Below are 16,230 nucleotides of genomic sequence, written 5' to 3'. Positions count from 1 at the left end.
GGCGATCGAGCAGATCCAGCGCCATGGCTTAGAAGCCGGCGCCGAGCGTCAGCCCGATGGTGCGGGGACGGATCACGCCGGCATCGGCGCGATCGAAGGGCACGTTGCCGTTGTAATCGAGCGACGTCTTGCCATCCGAATTGGTCAGGTTCTTGGTGTAGACTTCCAGCGAGTAGCGGCCGAAATTTACCCCGGCGCGCAAATCGACCACCTCATAGGCGGCCAGCGTCGGCTGCTGCCCGGTGGCGGCGCGGTAGTCGGCGTCGAACGTCGCCGGCTGTTTGGACAGCGACCGGATCGATGCACCGAGATAGGCCTTGGCGTCGGCACCGATCGACCATTCGTAATCGGCATTCGCCGCGATGCTGTATTGCGGCGTGTACGGCAATCGATCGCCGGCAAATCCGCCGACCGCGATCGGCGTATCATCGCGCAGCTTGGCATCGGTATAGGCGCCGTTGAACGATACCGCGAAGCCCCTGGTCGGGCGCGCGATGGCGGTGAATTCGAAGCCCTGGCTGCGCGCCTTGTCTCCGTTGAAGTTCAGGTTGAACACGCCGATGCTGCCGAACACCTGGATATTGTCCCAATCGACCCGGAACGCGGCGGCATCGATCGAGAATTTGCGGTCAGCCGTCTGTGCCTTGATGCCGGCTTCGTAGCTGATCACCGTATCGGAATCGAACGACCGCAGTTCGGGCGGCGCGCCCGGTGCCAGGCTGTTCGGCCCGCCGGGGCGGAAGCCCTTGGCGACGCGCGCATAGACCGAGACGTTGTCATCGATCTTGAATTTCGGGGCGACCGAATAGGTGAACACGCCTTCCGACGATCGCGCCGTCGGCAGCACGGTGGCCCCGTTGACCAGGAGGCCGTCGGACGACGAATCCGCACGCTGCTTGTTGTGGCTGTAACGGCCGCCGAAGGTAAGGTCGAAATGCTCGCCGACGTGCAGCGTGCCATTGGCGAACCCGGCCACTTCGCGGTAGCGCGACGCCAGCCGTGCGGTACCGAGCAACGGCAGGCCGGCGATCGGCGTCACCGTCCCCGGCGTGGCGGCGGTGAAGTCCTGCTCGATCAGCCCTTTTTCGCGCGTGTAGAACCCGCCGACGATCCATTCGAACACGTCGCTATCCGCGGATTCGAGCCGCACTTCCTGCGTGAAGCGATCGACTTTGGTCTCCTGATCCTGGAAGAAGTCGTTGGGCAGCCCAATCGCACCTTCGATGATCGGGCTGTAGGCGGGCGAGAAATCGGAGCGGTAGCGCTGGCGCAACGTGCTGTAGCTGGTGGCCGAGACCAGGCTGGCAAAGCCCAGATCGTAATTGATCAGCCCGCTATACACGCGGTACCGGATGTCGGCGAATTCCGGCGTAAACTGCGATTGGCTGAGCCGGCCATAGCTGGTCTTCCCCGTGCCGCGTTCGGCATCGATACTGTCGCTGGCATCGACGTCGAGGTTCTGCACATAAGCGCTCAACTGGATCGAGAATTCATCGACCGGCTTGAACAGCACCGAAGCGCGCCCGCCATAGCTTTTCGAGCTGTTGATGTCCTTTTCCACGTCCGACCCGGCGGTGCCGATCGAATCGATGAACCCGCCAATGTCGCGGTAGAAACCGGATGCGCGCACCGCCAGCGTATCGCTGACCGGCAGATTGATGACCGCGCTGCCCATATAGGATTCGCCGCCTCCCTTCGTCGTTTCCACGCTGGCGCGGCCGCGCGCCTCGACCTTGCTGGTATCGGGCGTGTTGGTGACGAACTTCAGAATGCCGCCCAGCGCATTGGCGCCGTACAACGTGCCCTGCGGCCCGCGCAGCACTTCGATCCGGGCGACATCGAACGTATCGAAATCGCCTGCCAATATACCGCCGTTGACCAGCCCGGTGGACGACCCGAAGATTGTCTCGTCCTGATAGACCGCCACGGTGGAGGCGACGCCGCCGGTGTTCAGCCCGCGCAGCACGAGGCGGCCAAAACCGGGCGTCGACTGATTGAGTTGCAGCCCGGGAACGAGCTTCAGATAGTCCTTGAAGTTGGTCGCCTGCTGCCGCTCGAGCATGTCGCCGCTGACCACCGAAACGGATTGCGGCACGTCGATCAGCAATTGCTCGCGCTTCTGCGCGGTAACGATGATGTCGCGCGGCTGATCGGGGTCAGCGGTCTGCGCGGCCGGGTCCGCGGTGGTCGATTGCGCCATCGCTGCGGGCAGCAGGGTAAGCGACGCGAGCACGCTCGCCATTGATACGCCAAGCCGAATCGCCGTCATCGCTGATCTCCCCGATATCTGTTTTGCAAGCTATTGTCCTGATCAGAGAACTGTCAACCTATATCGGATGATCTTATCTCTAATCCTTTGGTGCGATCCGTCAGCAGCAGCATGGCGGCCGCGGCGGCGGCGATCAGCGCGAGGAGCAGGAAGAAGCCGGCGTGGGTTGTGCCGCTCCATAGGGTGCCGACCAGGCCCGCCGCGAGGCTGCCGGCGAAGCTGGCGAGGAACCAGGCGGCGACGGTGGTCGCGCCGAGCCCCTGCGGGGCAAGCCGGGCGAACAACCCGAGACCGGTGGGCAGGATATGCAGTTCGCCGAGCGTCAGCACAACGAAGAACGCCACCAGCCACAGCCAGTGTGCCGGGCCGCCGGCCGCCTCGACCGCGGCGAGCATCAGATAAGCGGCGGCGACGATCATCGCGCCGACCGCCATGCGCCGCGCCGGGTGCTCGGCCGCGCCGGTGGCGCTGCGGCGGCGCCACAAAGCGAGCAGCGGCGGGGTCATCACCATGACGAGCAGGGGATTGAGCGACTGGAACCAGGTCATCGGGATGGTCGCGGCGCCGACGCGGCGGTCGACCCCGGCATCGGCCCATAAGGCGAGCGTGTTGCCGACCTGCTCGTAGGCGCCGCGGAACACGGTGACCGACAGGGCGATGGCGAGCAGCACGAGCAGGGTCTTGCGCGGGAAGCGGATCGGGGCGGGCACATCGGGGGCTGGGTCCGGGCGGGGCGGCCGGTGCTGCGGCGCGAGATGGCGCTGGCCGGCGACATAGATCGCCAGGCCGGCGAGCATGCCGATCCCCGCCGCGCCGAAGCCCCAGTGCCAGCCGTAAAGTTCGCCGAGCGTGCCGCAGATCAGCGGCGCGAGGAACCCGCCGATGTTCACGCCGACATAATAGACGTTGTAGGCGGAGCCCGCGCGGGCATCGCCCGGCGCATAGAGATCGCCGATCTGGCTCGGCAGGCTCGGCAGGAACAGCCCGTTGCCCAGCGCGATCGTGATCAGCGCGGGATAGAAGAGCGGCTCGAACGCCATCATGAAATGGCCCGCGGCCATCACCGATCCGCCGATCAGGATCGCGTTGCGCTTGCCGAGCCAGCGATCGGCGATGATCCCGCCGACGATCGGGGTGAAATAGGCGCAGGCGGTATAGGCGCCATAGACGAGCGACGCGGAGCCCTGCGACATCATCAGCTGCTTGGTCATGTAATAGACCAGCAGCGCGCGCATGCCGTAATAGGAGAATTGCTCCCACATATTGGTCAGGAACAGCACGGTCAGGCCGCGCGGATGGCCGAACCAGGTCTGCTCCGCCGTCATGCGGCGGTCGCCGTGCCCGATCCCCACACGTCCGGCCCGGCATGGAGCGTGCCCTGCGCATAGACGACGCTCGGCGTGCAATCCTCGGCGAGGAAGGTCGGGCCGTCGAGATCGACCAGATCGGCGATCTGGCCGAGCACGAAGCCGGGCGCGGTGGCCAGGCTGGTGCCGATCATCGTGCCGACCATCACGCCCAGGCCCAGCCGCCGCGCCTCGGCGGCCATCAGCAGCCCCTCGGTCAGGCCGCCGCATTTATCGAGCTTGATGTTGACCACGTCGAAGCGGCCCGTGGCGCCGGCGAGATCGGCGAGCGACAACAGGCTTTCGTCGCCGGCGATCGGGATCGGGGACGTGTAGCCCTGCAGCTCGGCATCGCGGCCGCGCGCCAGCGGTTGTTCGAGCAGCGACACGTCGTGACGCGTCAGGCCGGCGACGAGCGGGTCGAGATCGGCGCGCACGAAGCCCTGATTGCCGTCAACGCCGAGCCAAACGTCGGGCCGCGCGGCGCGGATCGCGGCGACGCGCTCGAGATCGAGCGCGAGCTCGCCGGTCAGTTTTACCTTGAGCGAGCGGGCACCGACATAGCCGGTCGCCTTCGCCGCCATCTTTTCCGGCGTGTCGGCGCTGACCGTGAAGGTGGTGACGATCGCGCGCGGCGCCGTCTCGAGCCCGGCCAGCTGCCATACCGGCCGGCCGGCGCGCGCCGCCTCCAATTCCCACAGTGCCGCATCGACCGCGTTGCGCGCGCCGCCGGGGGGCAGGATCCCGCGCAGTTCCTCACGGCTCGGGCCGGCTTCGATCGCGGCGCGGGTGCGCGCGATCTCGGCCAGCATATGCGGCACGTCGTCGCCGAGATAATAGGCGCCGGCGCCTTCGCCGCGCCCGCGATGCATGCCGTCGTCGAGCGTGACGACCAGGACATCGGCGGAGTCGAAGACATAGCCCGAGATGCGGAACGGCTGGGCGAGGCGCAGCGACTGCGTGGCGAGGCCGAGCGACAGGCGCGGCATCAGTAATCCACCGTCATCGCCAGCAGGCTGTAGGTCGAGGCGACGTAGAGCACGACGATCGTCGCCAGCAGCACGAGCAGGCTCCACAGCTTGCGCGTCCAGCGCCGCCCGTCACGCCAGGTCAGCCAGGCATTCCAGGCGGTGATGCCGACCGCGCCGACGAACACGATCGCGCCGAGGATCTGGATCAGCCACAACCACAGATCGGCGCTGGCGGTCATCGCGCTGACGTCGCCGAACAGGACGATGATCAGCGTCGCCCAACCGGCCAGCACGGCGAGCACCAGCCCGGCCATGATGCGCGTTGCGCGGTAGGCCTTGAGCGCCTGCCCGGTGGCGGCGATCGGCGTGCGGTAGCGGCGGCGGACGTACCAGCTGGCCGGCCAGTAGAGCATCGTGAGCAGCAGCACGGCGAGGCTGGCATAGAGCGCCGGCAGCAGCCAGCCGGCCGAGCGCGACGCCGGCACGCGATCATAGACCATGAACGGCGAGATCGTGTCGAAGCTCCAGCGCACCGGCTTGCCGTCGACCAGCTTGGCGGCCAGCCGATCATGGCCACCCCGGTTACGCCACACGAACGGGGCGATCTCGTCCCATTGCTGCACCGCGCCGCCTGCACCCTTGAGCGAGGGCACGACCAAGGCGCCCTTGTCGTCGACGCTGATCTCGACCTGCCCGAGCAGGTTCAGGATGTTGATGAAGTTGGACACCGAGCGGCGGCTGATCTCCCAATGGCCGACCATCATCCGCGCATGGTCGGCGGCGGTCTTGGCGTCGACGCGGCCGTCGCGGACGGTGGAGGGGAAATAGCGATCGGCGAAATCCTGAAACAATTGCCCGCGCACGACATGCGCCGCGCCCTCGCGCCCGGCGCTGTTGAACGACACGTACAGACCGACGCGCTCGTTCATGAACAGGTGCATCGAGGTGTGGAATTCATTGGTGTCGCCGAGATGCGCGATGACCTTGCGACCGTTGATGTTGGTCTCGAAGAAGCCCAGTTCCATGCGGTTGAGCGGTGGGATCAGCGACATCGGATTGACCCGGTCGAGCGGGCTATCGTGCATCATCGCCGCGGTTTCGGGTTTGAGGATACCGCGGCCATTATCGAGATGCGCGATCATGAAGCGCGCCATGTCGAGCCCCGAGGAGGACAGGCCACCGGCCGGCCCCGGCCCGACGAATTCATAGCCCTTGGCGGGCAGCGAGGCGCGCTCATAGCCGATCGCGGAATCGCCGCGCAGCCGCTGCGGCAGCGGCTGGCGGAAACTCGAATGGCGCATGTCGAGCGGCGCGAAGATGCGCTGTTCGACATAATCGTCGAACGGCATGCCGGATGTGCGCTGGACCATGTACGCCGCGAGCGCGGTCGCCCAGTTCGAATAATCGGGCGTCGTGCCGGCATCGAAGATCCGCGTCGGCACCCAGGTCTTGAGATAGGCCTCGAGCGACAGGTTTGTGCCGGGATCATAGAAGATGATGTTCTTCAACACCTCCTCGAACCCGCCGGTGTGCGTCATGATCTGACGCAGCGTGACCGGCTGGCCGTTCCGCGGCGGAATCTTGAAATCGATATAGGCGTTCACGTCGCGATCGAGATCGAGCTTGCCCGCCTCGACCTGCTGCATCACCGCCGTCCAGGTGACGAGCTTCGACGTGGAGCCGGGGCGGAACAGGGTGCGCGCCGGATCTACCGGCTGGCGTTTCGCGACATTGGCATAACCATAGCCGCGCGCCGCCACGACCTGGCCGTCCTTGACCACCGTCACCACCGCGCCGGCGATATCGCCGTTATGCAGCGCATAGGGCATGAAGCCGTCGAGCCAGGCATTGAGATCGACCGGCGTGAGTGCGCGCGCGCCGACCGGCCCGGGAGTCGCTGCTCCGGCGATCGCCGGGGAGGAGGCCGGGGAGGGGGCGGGTGGCCGGAGGCTGGGCACCGGCCCCTGCGCCATGGCGATGCCCCCGATCAACGCCGCCGCCATGGCGATAAGCTTTCCCGCCCGCATCCTCATTCTCCTCAGCCATTGCCCAGCCGTCAGAACTTCTATAAATCTATAAGTATGATCTGATCAGGACATGATTATCCGGATTGGAGAATGCGTCAATCGATTTGGAGGGATAATCTGTGGCAGCGCCACCTACGCTCGGGGCCTTGTTGCGCGGCATGCGGTCGCGAGAGGGCTGGACCCTGAAGGAAATGAGCGCGAAGAGCGGCATTCCGGTCTCGACCCTGTCCAAGATCGAACATGACCGGCTGACGCTGACCTACGACAAGCTGCAGACGCTGGCGCAGCGGCTGGGGCTGAGATTGTCCGAGCTGTTCGCCGAGACCGCCGACGAGCCGGTGCAGCCGATTACCGCGCGGCGCAGCCTGGGCGATGTCGCGCGCTCGGTGCGCGTCGAGACGCCGAACTACGATTATTATTATCTCTGCACCGAACTGCGCCGCAAGCGCATGATCCCGGTCGTCACCAAGATCCGCGCGCGCTCGGCCGAGGAATTCGGCGATCTCGTGCGGCACAGCGGGGAGGAATTCCTCTACGTGCTGAGCGGCAAGGTCGTGGTGCAGACCGAATTCTACGATCCGGTCACGCTGGGGCCGGGCGAGGTGCTCTATATCGATTCGAGCATGGGCCACGCCTATCTGGCGGCGGAGGATTGCGAGGAAGCGGAAGTCTTGGCGGTGATGTCGAGCGCGGAGGAGGAACTGATGCAATCGCTGCTGACGCTGCACGAGGAACAACGCCAGGGGGCGGTTGCCGTGAACGAGAATGCGCCCGCGCCCGCGGCGAAGGCCGGCAGGGGGCAAAAGCGATGAAGCGCCTGATCGCTGCGCTGGCGCTGCCCGCACTGCTCCTGGCGCCGGCGGCCAGTGCCAAGACCGACGATTACGCCGCGCGCGTTGCCCGCGTGCTGCGTGCGACGCCGCTGATCGACGGCCATAACGATTGGCCCGAAGCGCTGCGCGAGCGCGAGGGCGAAGCGCGCTGGACGGCCGACCTCAACGACCTGTCGGGACGGCCCGAGCGTTACAACACCGACATTGCGCGGCTGCGCAAAGGCATGGTCGGCGGGCAATTCTGGTCGGTCTGGGTATCGCCGGAACTGGCCGGCAAGGAGCAGGTCGAACAGACACTGGAACAGATCGATCTGGTGAAATCGATCGCCGCGCGATATCCGCGGGTCTTCGCGCTGGCGCGCACCGCCGACGATGTCGTGCGGGCGCATGCCGCCGGGCGGATCGCATCGATGATCGGCGTCGAGGGCGGTGGGCAGATCGACAACAATCTCTCGGTGCTGCGGTCCTATGCCGCGCTCGGCGCCGGCTATCTCACGCTGACGCATTCGCGCACGATCGAATGGGCGGATTCGGCGACCGACGACCCGAAGCATCAGGGGCTCACCGATTTCGGGCGCACGGTGGTGCTGGAGCTCAACCGGCTCGGGATGCTGGTCGATCTCAGCCATGTCAGCGAGAAAACGATGCGCGATGTGCTGGCGGTGTCCAAGGCGCCGGTGATCTTCTCGCATTCCAGCGCGCGGGCGATCGACGATCATCCGCGGAACGTCTCCGATGCGGTGCTGGGGCTGGTGCGCGGCAATGGCGGCGTGGTGATGGTCAATTATGCGCCGATCTACGTCTCGGACGCCTATCGCCGCTGGTCGTCGGACGCCGCGGCGGAGAAGACCCGCCTCAATGCGCCGCCGTTCGGCGGGCTCGATATCGGCCAGCCCGACAAAGCCGCGGCCGATTACGCCGTGTGGCTCAAGGCGCATCCGGCGCCCGCGGTGACACTGTCGGAGGTGGCGGATCATATCGATCATATCGCCAAGATCGCCGGCGTCGATCATGTCGGGCTGGGCTCGGATTTCGACGGCGTGGGGGAGACGCTGCCGGCCGGGTTGCAGGACGTGGCGACCTATCCGGCGCTGCTCGCCGAACTGATGCGGCGGGGCTGGAGCGATGCTGACATCGCCAAGCTCGCCGGCGCCAACGTGCTGCGGGTGATGCGGGGGGCGGAGCGGGTGCAGGCAAGCCTTGCGGCGGCTGGACGCTAACGACGAGCGGCGACATGTGCCGCAGCACCGGCCGGCGCCGACCGGTGTGGTACGGAAAGGTTAGGTGCCGATCCGTCCGAGTGGCTATGAGCGGCGCTTCGTTGCCAGGATCGCCCGACCATCATGAAGAAGATACCCTCCCGTTTCAGCCGGCTCGACGGTGCGCTGGCCGATCTCCCGCTCGACGAGCCAATGCTGCTCACCGAGCTCGACGGCTTCCTCACCGGTGTGCTGCTGAGCCCCGAGCCGGTTGCGCCCGACGAATGGTTGCAGAACGTGTGGGGCGTCGACGATGGGACGCCGCCGTTCGAGGATCCGCGCGATGTGCGGTGGTTCGCCGATGCGGTGATGGCGCGGCAGGAAGAAATCCGGCGGCATCTGCAGCGTGGCAAGCTGCAGCCGATCTTCGATATCGACGAGCGCAACGGCGACGTGCTGTGGGAATTGTGGCTCGACGGGTTCGCGGATGCGATGGCGTTGCGCCCCGACGACTGGACCGCGCTCGGCGATGGTGAGCCCGCCATCGCCGATGCCTATGCCTCGCTATCGCTGCTACTGGCGATCGCGCGCGATGAAAGCACGCTGGACAGCATGGAGATCAACGCGCTGCAGGATCGCGCGCCGCAGGATATCGGCGCGGTGATGGTGTGCCTCCATGCCGCGGGTGGCGCTGACGGGGCCGGCGCGATGCCGACCGGGGAAACCCGCCCGGCAAAGGTCGGCCGGAACGAGCCCTGCAGCTGCGGGTCGGGCAAGAAGCGCAAGCGCTGCTGCGGATGACCCACGCGGTCCACGCCGCTGCCGCGATGCGTGGCGACAGCGCCGAACGCCTGGCCTGAAGCGACCGGCATGCTATGGCCGGGGCATGTCCAATTCCAAAAGCAATGCCGGCAGCATCCTTGTCGATGGCGTAACCTATGACTGGCGGCTCGAACGCGAGCCGCAACTGTCGGATGCCGAGGGCTGGAAAGGCATGACGGTGTCGCTGCTGGAGCACGATGCCCAGCGCGAGGCGCTGATCGAATTTCCCGCGCCCAAGCGCCTGCTGAAGGGCTTGCCGCGCGGCCGCATCCAGATCGACGATGCAACGATCGCGCGCTGCGTACGGGCGGCGCTGGGCGCGGGATGGGAACCGCTGTCGCGCGGCAAAGCGATGGTCTTCACGGTCGATTCCGACGGCAACTGAGGCGCGCCGTCGCGGGTCGGTTGCGACGCGCGTTCCACGGCATATCGCGGGCCTGCAGAAGTCGGTAGGATGCGCCATGGCAGGCGCGTCGTATCGCCGTCGGGGAGGAACGCTATGACGTCGCGGGGCAGATATTGGTTGGCGGGTGCCTCCGCGCTGGCGATCGCCGCGGCGGCGACGACGCTCTATGTCCGGCCGCTGATCGCCGATCCGGCGGGGATCAAGGATTGCGGCTCGGTACTCCCCCCCGTTGCGGCGGAGCGCGGCCGCAGCGCAGCGGTGGCCGAGCCGCGCTGGTCGCAGCGCGGCGGGACGGTCAACGATGCCAGCTGCCTCAGCCGCACCGCGGTGGCGGGCGTGGTCCGGCCGCGCGACGAAGCCGATGTCGCGACCGCGCTCGCTTATGCCCGTGCGCACGGGCTGACCGTTTCCGCAGCGGGGGTGAAGCATTCGATGGGCGGGCAGGCGTTCCGCGCCGGCGGCGTGGTGCTCGATATGCGCGGGCTGCAGGCGATCCGGCTCGATGAGGCCGCGCGCACCGTGACGGTCGGCGGCGGTGCGACCTGGCATGCGATCCAGCTGGCGGTGCACCCGCGCTTCGCGGTGAAGGCGATGCAGTCGACCGACATCTTCTCGGTCGGCGGATCGATCTCGGTCAATGCGCACGGCATGGATCATCAGGCCGGGGCGGTGATGAATTCGTTGCGCAGCGTGCGCCTGATGCTGGCCGACGGCCGGATCGTCACCGCCTCGCGCGACGAGAATGCCGAGCTGTTTCGCCACGCGGTCGGCGGCTACGGCCTGTTCGGCGTGATCCTGTCCGCGGTGCTCGATATCGTGCCCAACGACATCTACCGCTCCGAACGGCAGCTGATCGACTATCGCGCCTTTCCTGCCACGTTCGCGCGGATCGCCGCCGATCCGAGCGTGGGGCTGAGCTACGTCCATCTGTCGACCGCGCCCAAGACATTGCTCGAGGAAGCGCTGGTCTATCAATATCGCCGCTTTCCCGAGGATCAGGCGCTGGTCCGCGCGCCGCTTGCCGAGGTCGCCTCGACCAAGGTGCGGCGCCTGACCGTCAACCTCGCCAAGAAGAACGATCTGTTCAAATCGCTCAAATGGTGGAGCGAGAAGAATATCGAGCACCGCATCGAAACCTGCACCGTCACCCGCGCGCAGGCGCAGGGCTCGGCCGAGGCATGCCTAGTCGCGCGCAACGATCCGATGCACGATTCGGTCGCCTATCTGTTCAACGACCTGCCCGGCGAGACCGATATCCTGCACGAATATTTCGTGCCGCGCGACCGGATCGTACCGTTCATCGACGGCATGCGGCGTATCTTCCGTGCGCAGGACGCCAATGTCGTCAACGCCTCGATCCGCGCGGTCGGGGTGGAGGACAATGCCCTGTCCTATGCGCCGGCACCGGCCTTTTCGGTGGTGCTCTATCTCAATCAGCCGACCACCGTGGCGGGCAACGAGCGGATGCGCCGACTGACCAGCGACCTGATCGACCTGACGGCGGCGCAGGGCGGGCGCTTCTTCCTACCCTATCAGCTCCATTATACGCCGCAGCAGCTCGAGCGCTCCTATCCCGAGGTCGGTGCCTTCTTCGCCGCCAAACAGGCCTGGGATCCGGACGGGGTGTTCAGCAATAGCTGGCACGCACGCTATGCGCCGTTCTTCGCCAAGCAGCCGGCGGCAACGCGCCCCTCGATCACCAGCGGCGCGCCGGCGGCGTAGAGCCGGGCGACGAAATCGGGATGCGACGAACGCGCGAGGGTCGCCCCGCGCCGCCGTTCGACCACCCGGCCGCCGGCCGCGCGAATGGCGCGAAACGCCGCCGCGTCGTCGCCCAATACCGCGACCTGCCGGCCAGCGCCGACGAACGGCAGGGCGATCATCACCAGCGTCCACAGGCCGAGCACCAGCGCAGCCACCGCAGCGACGCGCATGGCACGCTCAATAGTCGTAGACATGCTCGACGCTTCCGCCCTCGGCGCGGGTCCTGCGCAGCAGGTCGAACAGGCGCGGTACCGGGACCGCGACGCCCAGCCGGCGCCAGCCCGGCCGTTCGGTCGGCAGGTCGAATATTGCCGCAGGACTGGCGGAGCGGGCGGGCACCAGCAGCGTGACGAAGATCACCCGGTTGCCGGCAATCTCGATCAGCGGCACGCGCCGCGCCGCCAGCTTGTCGAGCAATGTGTTGAATTGCTGATAGCGCGGCGCCTCGACCACCAGCCGCCCGCCGGCGAGCGTGCGCACGGGCCTCAGCCGCGGATCGATCGCGCGGATCGTGGCCGGGGCGGCGGTCGTCACGAAGCGCAGCGTGAGGTCGTCGCGGCCAAGCGTGGCGCCGGTCGCGGCATCGATGAGCTTCGCATAGCCGGCCTTCACGCCATATTCGGCGCTGAGCGCAAAGCGCCGCTCCCAGTGGCGGGCGTGGTGGACCGGTTCCTGCGTGCGCCAGGCGCCGGTTAGAGCCGCGCCGAACGGAAAGCGGTACCACGGCGTTTCGTGCATGAACGTGCCGTAACGCGTCTGCACCGCCGCGGCGTAGCGATCGTCTGCGCTGTGCCAGCCGCCGAACCATTCGAACAGCTGGCCCAAGGTGCGTTCGTAGGCTGCCTTCACCGCCAGCTCGATCGTGTAGCTGATCCCGATCGTGTAGATCATCACCTTGGCCGCGCCCGCGGCATCGCTGCCGCGCGTCACGCGGTTGACCGCGCAATAGGAGGTCCAGAAGCTGCCGATCTGGCTGCCATAGGCAAAGCCGCTGGGCGGCGCACCGGAGGAGAGATGTCGTGCGAAGGCATCGGCCTCATAGACGATATGCCATTCGGGATAAGTCAGGAAGCTGCGCGCCTCGGGCCGTCTTTCGGCGGGCGCCAGTGCCGATCGCCAGGCACGATCGGCGGGTATTGTCGGCAGCGGCGCACGGCAGCCGAGCTCGATATAGCCGACCGGTACCAGTACCGTCGCGGCGAGAAGGATTGCGACCGTGGTGAGCGCGCGCCAGCGACGCCTCACCGGGCGAACGCTGGGCGCGGCGCGCGCGCCAGCCGGTACCCGACCCAGATCGCCAGCCCGCCGATCAACAGGTGCGGCAGATTGGCGAAGACATGCGCGTAAAGCGATTGCTGGATCGGCCCGTACAGGAAGATGCCGCCATCGAGATAGCCGCTGCCGAGAAACAGGCCCATCACGCCATCAGCGAAATAGAGCGGCCCAAACAGCCGAAAATAGGTTCGCGCTGCGCCGTACGACGACCAGGCGGCCACGCCCGCCCACACGCCGGAGAAGAAGTGCAGGCTGTCGTCATAGAGGTCGAGCTTGAACAGGCCGAACAGATTGCCATCGGCATCGTTGAACGCCGGTACGTAGCCGATCGCGACGACCGCCATGAAACCGAGGCAATATATCCAGCCGAACCGCCGTACCGTGTCCATTTCGCTCTCCCGTCAAGGGCATAGTGGCAGTCGGCCGGCGCGCGCGCAATCGCGCGCATGGCGATCGGGGGCAGCGCATGGTATCGCGTGGGGTTCTCGGCGAAGGGCGATCGGATGCAGTGGCGCGGATCAACGACAAAGGTTTCTGCCGTCCGAACGCCCGGCACGCGCGCGGCGGGCTGCCTTGCCTGGGCGTACTACCTGTGGCTGGAATGCAGCATTGGCATCGCCATCGCGTTCCTGGTGGGCGAGCAATTGTCGCCGGCCTTGGCGGATCGGGGCTTCAACGTGCGGACTGGCGCCGGCGTGCTGATTGGCTGGGGTCTGGGGGCGATCGTGGCGATCTATCCGATGATATGGCTGCACCGGCTCGGCCGCCGGCTGATCGGGTGAGCCGGCCGCCGCCGTCAGACCAGCGCGCACCCTGACAGGATCGTGGTGCCGCCCAACGACTGGACGTCGTTGCAGGTGACGTCGATCAACTGCCCCTTGGCCAGCGGCGCGAGGCGCTCGCGATAGCCTGCCGGGAAGTTGACGACCATGTAGTTGAACCGCGTCCGGCCCTCCATCGATAGCGCCGGTGTCGATCCGGGCTGCACCATCGTCGCGATCACGCCGGAAACCCGGATCGGGCCCGCATAGCGCTGCGCTGCACTGCGCGGATCACTGGCAAAGGCGGAATCAAGCATCGCGGCGGAAACTGTCGCGGGCGCGCGCGACGGGCCGGCGGCGCGATCGGATGCCGCGTCGGCCGCGCGCGGCCCGGTCGCGGCGGGGGCCGTGCCCGCATCGTCGGCGACCCGCGCGCCGGCCGCGTCCTGCCCGGCGACCGGCATCTGTTCGCTGCTCCGACCGGTCAGCAGCAGATAGGCAATGATCAGGACCGCGATCCCCACCACGACGGGCAGCACCAGCGACATGCCGCCGCGCGACGGCGTCGCGATCGGCGCCGTCGCGCCGCGCTCGGATGGCGCCTGAGCGGAACGATCGACGCCGATATCGGGGGAGGGGGCGGCACCCTGCACCGCAGCACCACACGTGCTGCAGAAACGAGCGCCCTTTGAAAGCTCGGACCCGCAAACGGTGCAGAATGCCATTTCTCGTCTCCCGTATCCCGGAAACGACGCACGGGACGCCAGGATCGTTCCACCAGCAGATTGTTTTAGCGCCACATCGACCCCATCAAATATAATTGAACGCTGTTCATTTGGCGTTAATTGAGCGGTGCTTATTTATTGGATCGCGGCGTTGATAGGCCGCAGGCGATCCCCCCGGATCGCGCACAGGAGAAAGACCATGACGTTGAAGTTCCTGATCACTGGTGCGGCGCTCGCAGCGGCCGCCATCGCCAGCGCACCGGCCGCAGCCTATGACCTCAAGACCAGCGGCCGCACCCTTGCGAGCCCGCAACTGACGGTCGATGTGCTGCGCAAGATATCGGATTACGCAAAGGTGAGTGGCGGATGCCACTTCCTCTTCTCGGCCCATATGCAGGTCATGCCGCGAAATTATCTGCCGACGCAGCCGACCAAGCCGGCCGTCGCGCGCGGCGGTCATTTCGAGCAGTGGACGGTCAATGCATGCGGCGCCAAGCAGCGCTTCCAGATTGCCCTGTGGCCGTCGCCGCGCGGCGGCAGCGATTATGCCATCACCCCGCTGACCGGCCGCATGCCGCTCCATGCGCGGTGAAGCCGAACCGCGCTCCATACGTTTCAACCATTCCTAACGGGAGTAAGACGATGTTCAGATCCTTCGCCACCGCCGCCACGCTCGGCCTCGCCACGCTTGCCGCCGTTGCGCCGACGGGCGCCAGCGCTGCGCCGCTCGCGACATGGCATGGTCGCTATGTCTGGGAAGAAAATCTCGGCCGGATCGGCGGCTCGACGCCGTCCGAAGGCATCGTTGCCTTCACCACCTACACGCTGGCGCTCGGGCCGGGGAACGGGCCGACCCAGTGCAGCCTGCGCGGTGAGGGCTTTCAGCTCAACGAGCAGATGCAGTGCACAGCGACACCGCAAGGAAAATCGGTGATCATCAAATTCTACAAGTTTGCCGTCGACGGCCGCGGCCGCTATCGTATGGCCGCACCGCTGTTCACGATGACCCGGACGGGGAGCGGGATCGTCACGCGTTTGCAGGCGCTGCAGCCGTCCAGTGCGGCGACGCCGCATAGCGGTCGGTTGTTCCGCCGCTCGAACTGAGCCTGGCTGGTCGGTGAGCGCCGCGGCAGCCACCGACCATTGCCCCCCGACAACCGGAGATCGTGCCGCCATCATGGGAAGACGTTCCGACCACAGCCGCAGCGAACTGCGCGCCCTGCTTCTCGAGGCCGGGATCGTGCTGATGGCCGAAGTCGGCTTCGCCAACTTTTCCGCACGGGAGGTCGCCAAGCGGGTCGGCTATTCGATCGGCACGATCCATAACGTGTTCGGCAATGTCGACGGGCTGGTCACCGCGATCAATACCCAGGCGTTCGCCGATTGGGCGGACGAACTCGAACGCAGCCTGGCGGCGGCGGGGGAGGACCGGATCGCCGCATTGACGCACGGCTATTTCCGCTTCGCGCGTGAGAATCCGCGACGCTGGGCCGCGATCTACGATCATCGCCCCGCCTGCGAGACGCTCACAGCTGAGCAAGAGGAGATGCGCGGGCGGCTGATGCGCATCGTCGGCGCCGAAGTCGCAACCGCTGTGGGGCGGCCGCTCGATCCGGAGCTGGGCACCTTCGCGCGCTCGCTCGTCGCCACCGTCCATGGCCATTGTAGCTTCGCGATCACCGGATCGTGGGCGGCAATGGGCCAGAGCGATATCGAAAGTGTCGCGCTGACCCGCGTGCGGGAAAGCCTGGCCGCCTTCGGAAACCCGCGCCCGCGCCCCTGAGCGGAGGCGCGCCTTGTTACAGGAGACCGACATGACTCCGACCACAATG

Annotated in this window: 17 protein-coding genes and 1 pseudogene; 9 read left to right on the top strand and 9 right to left on the bottom strand. The window is 66.8% G+C overall.

Translation table 11 applies throughout. From position 1 onward, the window contains the following. Positions 1-28: 28 nt before the first annotated feature. Genes NV401_RS13780 through NV401_RS13765 form a run of 4 tightly spaced genes read right to left on the bottom strand, consistent with a single transcriptional unit; the run spans position 29 to position 6,613 of the window. Entirely contained in the window at positions 29-2,269 is a 2,241-nt protein-coding gene (locus tag NV401_RS13780; protein ID WP_261295017.1) for a TonB-dependent receptor, read from the bottom strand. Positions 2,270-2,322: 53 nt separating this feature from the next. Then, the gene (locus tag NV401_RS13775) at positions 2,323-3,594 is read right to left on the bottom strand and encodes a peptide MFS transporter (RefSeq protein ID WP_261295016.1); all 1,272 of its coding nucleotides are present in this window, start codon (positions 3,592-3,594) and stop codon (positions 2,323-2,325) included. After that, positions 3,591-4,604 carry a dipeptide epimerase gene (locus NV401_RS13770; protein ID WP_261295015.1) on the bottom strand — a complete coding sequence of 338 codons (1,014 nt, stop codon included), beginning with the start codon at positions 4,602-4,604 and terminating at the stop codon, positions 3,591-3,593. Before NV401_RS13770 ends, NV401_RS13775 begins: the two co-directional genes overlap by 4 nt. Next, entirely contained in the window at positions 4,604-6,613 is a 2,010-nt protein-coding gene (locus tag NV401_RS13765) for a serine hydrolase domain-containing protein (protein ID WP_261295014.1), read from the bottom strand. Before NV401_RS13765 ends, NV401_RS13770 begins: the two co-directional genes overlap by 1 nt. 119 nt (positions 6,614-6,732) lie before the next feature. On the opposite strand from NV401_RS13765, the gene NV401_RS13760 reads away from it, so the two are divergent. The 5 genes from NV401_RS13760 to NV401_RS13740 all read left to right on the top strand — a co-directional run bounded on the left by NV401_RS13760 (position 6,733) and on the right by NV401_RS13740 (position 11,595). Beyond that, a complete protein-coding gene (locus NV401_RS13760; protein ID WP_261295013.1) occupies positions 6,733-7,425 on the top strand; it encodes a helix-turn-helix domain-containing protein in 693 nt (230 codons plus the stop codon). Then, positions 7,422-8,666, top strand: a complete 1,245-nt coding sequence (locus NV401_RS13755; protein WP_261295012.1) for a dipeptidase — start codon at positions 7,422-7,424, stop codon at positions 8,664-8,666. Before NV401_RS13760 ends, NV401_RS13755 begins: the two co-directional genes overlap by 4 nt. Positions 8,667-8,789: 123 nt before the next feature. Continuing rightward, on the top strand, positions 8,790-9,446 hold the full coding sequence (locus NV401_RS13750; protein WP_261295011.1) for a UPF0149 family protein: 657 nt from the start codon (positions 8,790-8,792) through the stop codon (positions 9,444-9,446). A gap of 85 nt (positions 9,447-9,531) precedes the next feature. Beyond that, entirely contained in the window at positions 9,532-9,852 is a 321-nt protein-coding gene (locus NV401_RS13745; RefSeq protein WP_261295010.1) for a hypothetical protein, read from the top strand. A 138-nt stretch (positions 9,853-9,990) separates the two neighbouring features. Then, a complete protein-coding gene (locus tag NV401_RS13740; RefSeq protein ID WP_261295009.1) occupies positions 9,991-11,595 on the top strand; it encodes an FAD-binding oxidoreductase in 1,605 nt (534 codons plus the stop codon). Here the strand turns inward: NV401_RS13740 and NV401_RS13735 are convergent. From NV401_RS13735 to NV401_RS13725, 3 genes are read right to left on the bottom strand one after another with little or no spacing between them, the layout of a single operon-like run. After that, the gene (locus tag NV401_RS13735; RefSeq protein ID WP_261295008.1) at positions 11,523-11,807 is read right to left on the bottom strand and encodes a hypothetical protein; all 285 of its coding nucleotides are present in this window, start codon (positions 11,805-11,807) and stop codon (positions 11,523-11,525) included. The two genes, NV401_RS13740 and NV401_RS13735, sit on opposite strands and share 73 nt — an antisense overlap. A gap of 7 nt (positions 11,808-11,814) precedes the next feature. Then, positions 11,815-12,882, bottom strand: a complete 1,068-nt coding sequence (locus tag NV401_RS13730; RefSeq protein WP_261295007.1) for a hypothetical protein — start codon at positions 12,880-12,882, stop codon at positions 11,815-11,817. Continuing rightward, entirely contained in the window at positions 12,879-13,301 is a 423-nt protein-coding gene (locus NV401_RS13725) for a DUF4383 domain-containing protein (RefSeq protein WP_261295006.1), read from the bottom strand. The genes NV401_RS13730 and NV401_RS13725 overlap by 4 nt, the downstream gene beginning before the upstream one ends. Before the next feature lie 57 nt (positions 13,302-13,358). On the opposite strand from NV401_RS13725, the gene NV401_RS13720 reads away from it, so the two are divergent. Then, positions 13,359-13,694 carry a hypothetical protein gene (locus NV401_RS13720; RefSeq protein WP_261295005.1) on the top strand — a complete coding sequence of 112 codons (336 nt, stop codon included), beginning with the start codon at positions 13,359-13,361 and terminating at the stop codon, positions 13,692-13,694. A gap of 14 nt (positions 13,695-13,708) precedes the next feature. On the opposite strand, the gene NV401_RS13715 is transcribed toward NV401_RS13720, so the two are convergent. Both NV401_RS13715 and NV401_RS18790 read right to left on the bottom strand, forming a co-directional pair. After that, positions 13,709-14,326, bottom strand: coding sequence for an OB-fold putative lipoprotein (locus NV401_RS13715; protein ID WP_261295004.1), 618 nt, complete (start codon positions 14,324-14,326; stop codon positions 13,709-13,711). Between the two features lie 6 nt (positions 14,327-14,332). Further along, positions 14,333-14,398, bottom strand: a pseudogene (locus NV401_RS18790) (zinc-ribbon domain-containing protein); the annotation flags it as partial. A 199-nt stretch (positions 14,399-14,597) separates the two neighbouring features. On the opposite strand from NV401_RS18790, the gene NV401_RS13710 reads away from it, so the two are divergent. From NV401_RS13710 to NV401_RS13700, 3 genes are all read left to right on the top strand, one after another. Then, positions 14,598-14,990, top strand: coding sequence for a hypothetical protein (locus NV401_RS13710; RefSeq protein WP_261295003.1), 393 nt, complete (start codon positions 14,598-14,600; stop codon positions 14,988-14,990). A 50-nt stretch (positions 14,991-15,040) separates the two neighbouring features. Continuing rightward, complete coding sequence (locus tag NV401_RS13705; RefSeq protein ID WP_261295002.1) at positions 15,041-15,502, top strand: DUF5991 domain-containing protein; 462 nt, start codon at positions 15,041-15,043, stop codon at positions 15,500-15,502. Between the two features lie 73 nt (positions 15,503-15,575). After that, a complete protein-coding gene (locus NV401_RS13700) occupies positions 15,576-16,181 on the top strand; it encodes a TetR/AcrR family transcriptional regulator (RefSeq protein WP_261295001.1) in 606 nt (201 codons plus the stop codon). The last annotated feature ends 49 nt before the right edge of the window (positions 16,182-16,230 follow it).

The organism is Sphingomonas hylomeconis (genome assembly GCF_025370105.1).
Lineage (GTDB): Bacteria > Pseudomonadota > Alphaproteobacteria > Sphingomonadales > Sphingomonadaceae > Sphingomonas > Sphingomonas hylomeconis.
This window is presented reverse-complemented; position numbering and strand designations above follow the sequence as displayed.

Coding starts and splice junctions, on each gene's coding strand:
- NV401_RS13780 (WP_261295017.1), bottom strand. CDS start 2,269: ATGACGGCGATTCGGCTTGGCGTATCAATGGCGAGCGTGCTCGCGTCG.
- NV401_RS13775 (WP_261295016.1), bottom strand. CDS start 3,594: ATGACGGCGGAGCAGACCTGGTTCGGCCATCCGCGCGGCCTGACCGTG.
- NV401_RS13770 (WP_261295015.1), bottom strand. CDS start 4,604: ATGCCGCGCCTGTCGCTCGGCCTCGCCACGCAGTCGCTGCGCCTCGCC.
- NV401_RS13765 (WP_261295014.1), bottom strand. CDS start 6,613: ATGCGGGCGGGAAAGCTTATCGCCATGGCGGCGGCGTTGATCGGGGGC.
- NV401_RS13755 (WP_261295012.1), top strand. CDS start 7,422: ATGAAGCGCCTGATCGCTGCGCTGGCGCTGCCCGCACTGCTCCTGGCG.
- NV401_RS13750 (WP_261295011.1), top strand. CDS start 8,790: ATGAAGAAGATACCCTCCCGTTTCAGCCGGCTCGACGGTGCGCTGGCC.
- NV401_RS13745 (WP_261295010.1), top strand. CDS start 9,532: ATGTCCAATTCCAAAAGCAATGCCGGCAGCATCCTTGTCGATGGCGTA.
- NV401_RS13735 (WP_261295008.1), bottom strand. CDS start 11,807: ATGCGCGTCGCTGCGGTGGCTGCGCTGGTGCTCGGCCTGTGGACGCTG.
- NV401_RS13725 (WP_261295006.1), bottom strand. CDS start 13,301: ATGGACACGGTACGGCGGTTCGGCTGGATATATTGCCTCGGTTTCATG.
- NV401_RS13720 (WP_261295005.1), top strand. CDS start 13,359: ATGGCGATCGGGGGCAGCGCATGGTATCGCGTGGGGTTCTCGGCGAAG.
- NV401_RS13710 (WP_261295003.1), top strand. CDS start 14,598: ATGACGTTGAAGTTCCTGATCACTGGTGCGGCGCTCGCAGCGGCCGCC.
- NV401_RS13705 (WP_261295002.1), top strand. CDS start 15,041: ATGTTCAGATCCTTCGCCACCGCCGCCACGCTCGGCCTCGCCACGCTT.
- NV401_RS13700 (WP_261295001.1), top strand. CDS start 15,576: ATGGGAAGACGTTCCGACCACAGCCGCAGCGAACTGCGCGCCCTGCTT.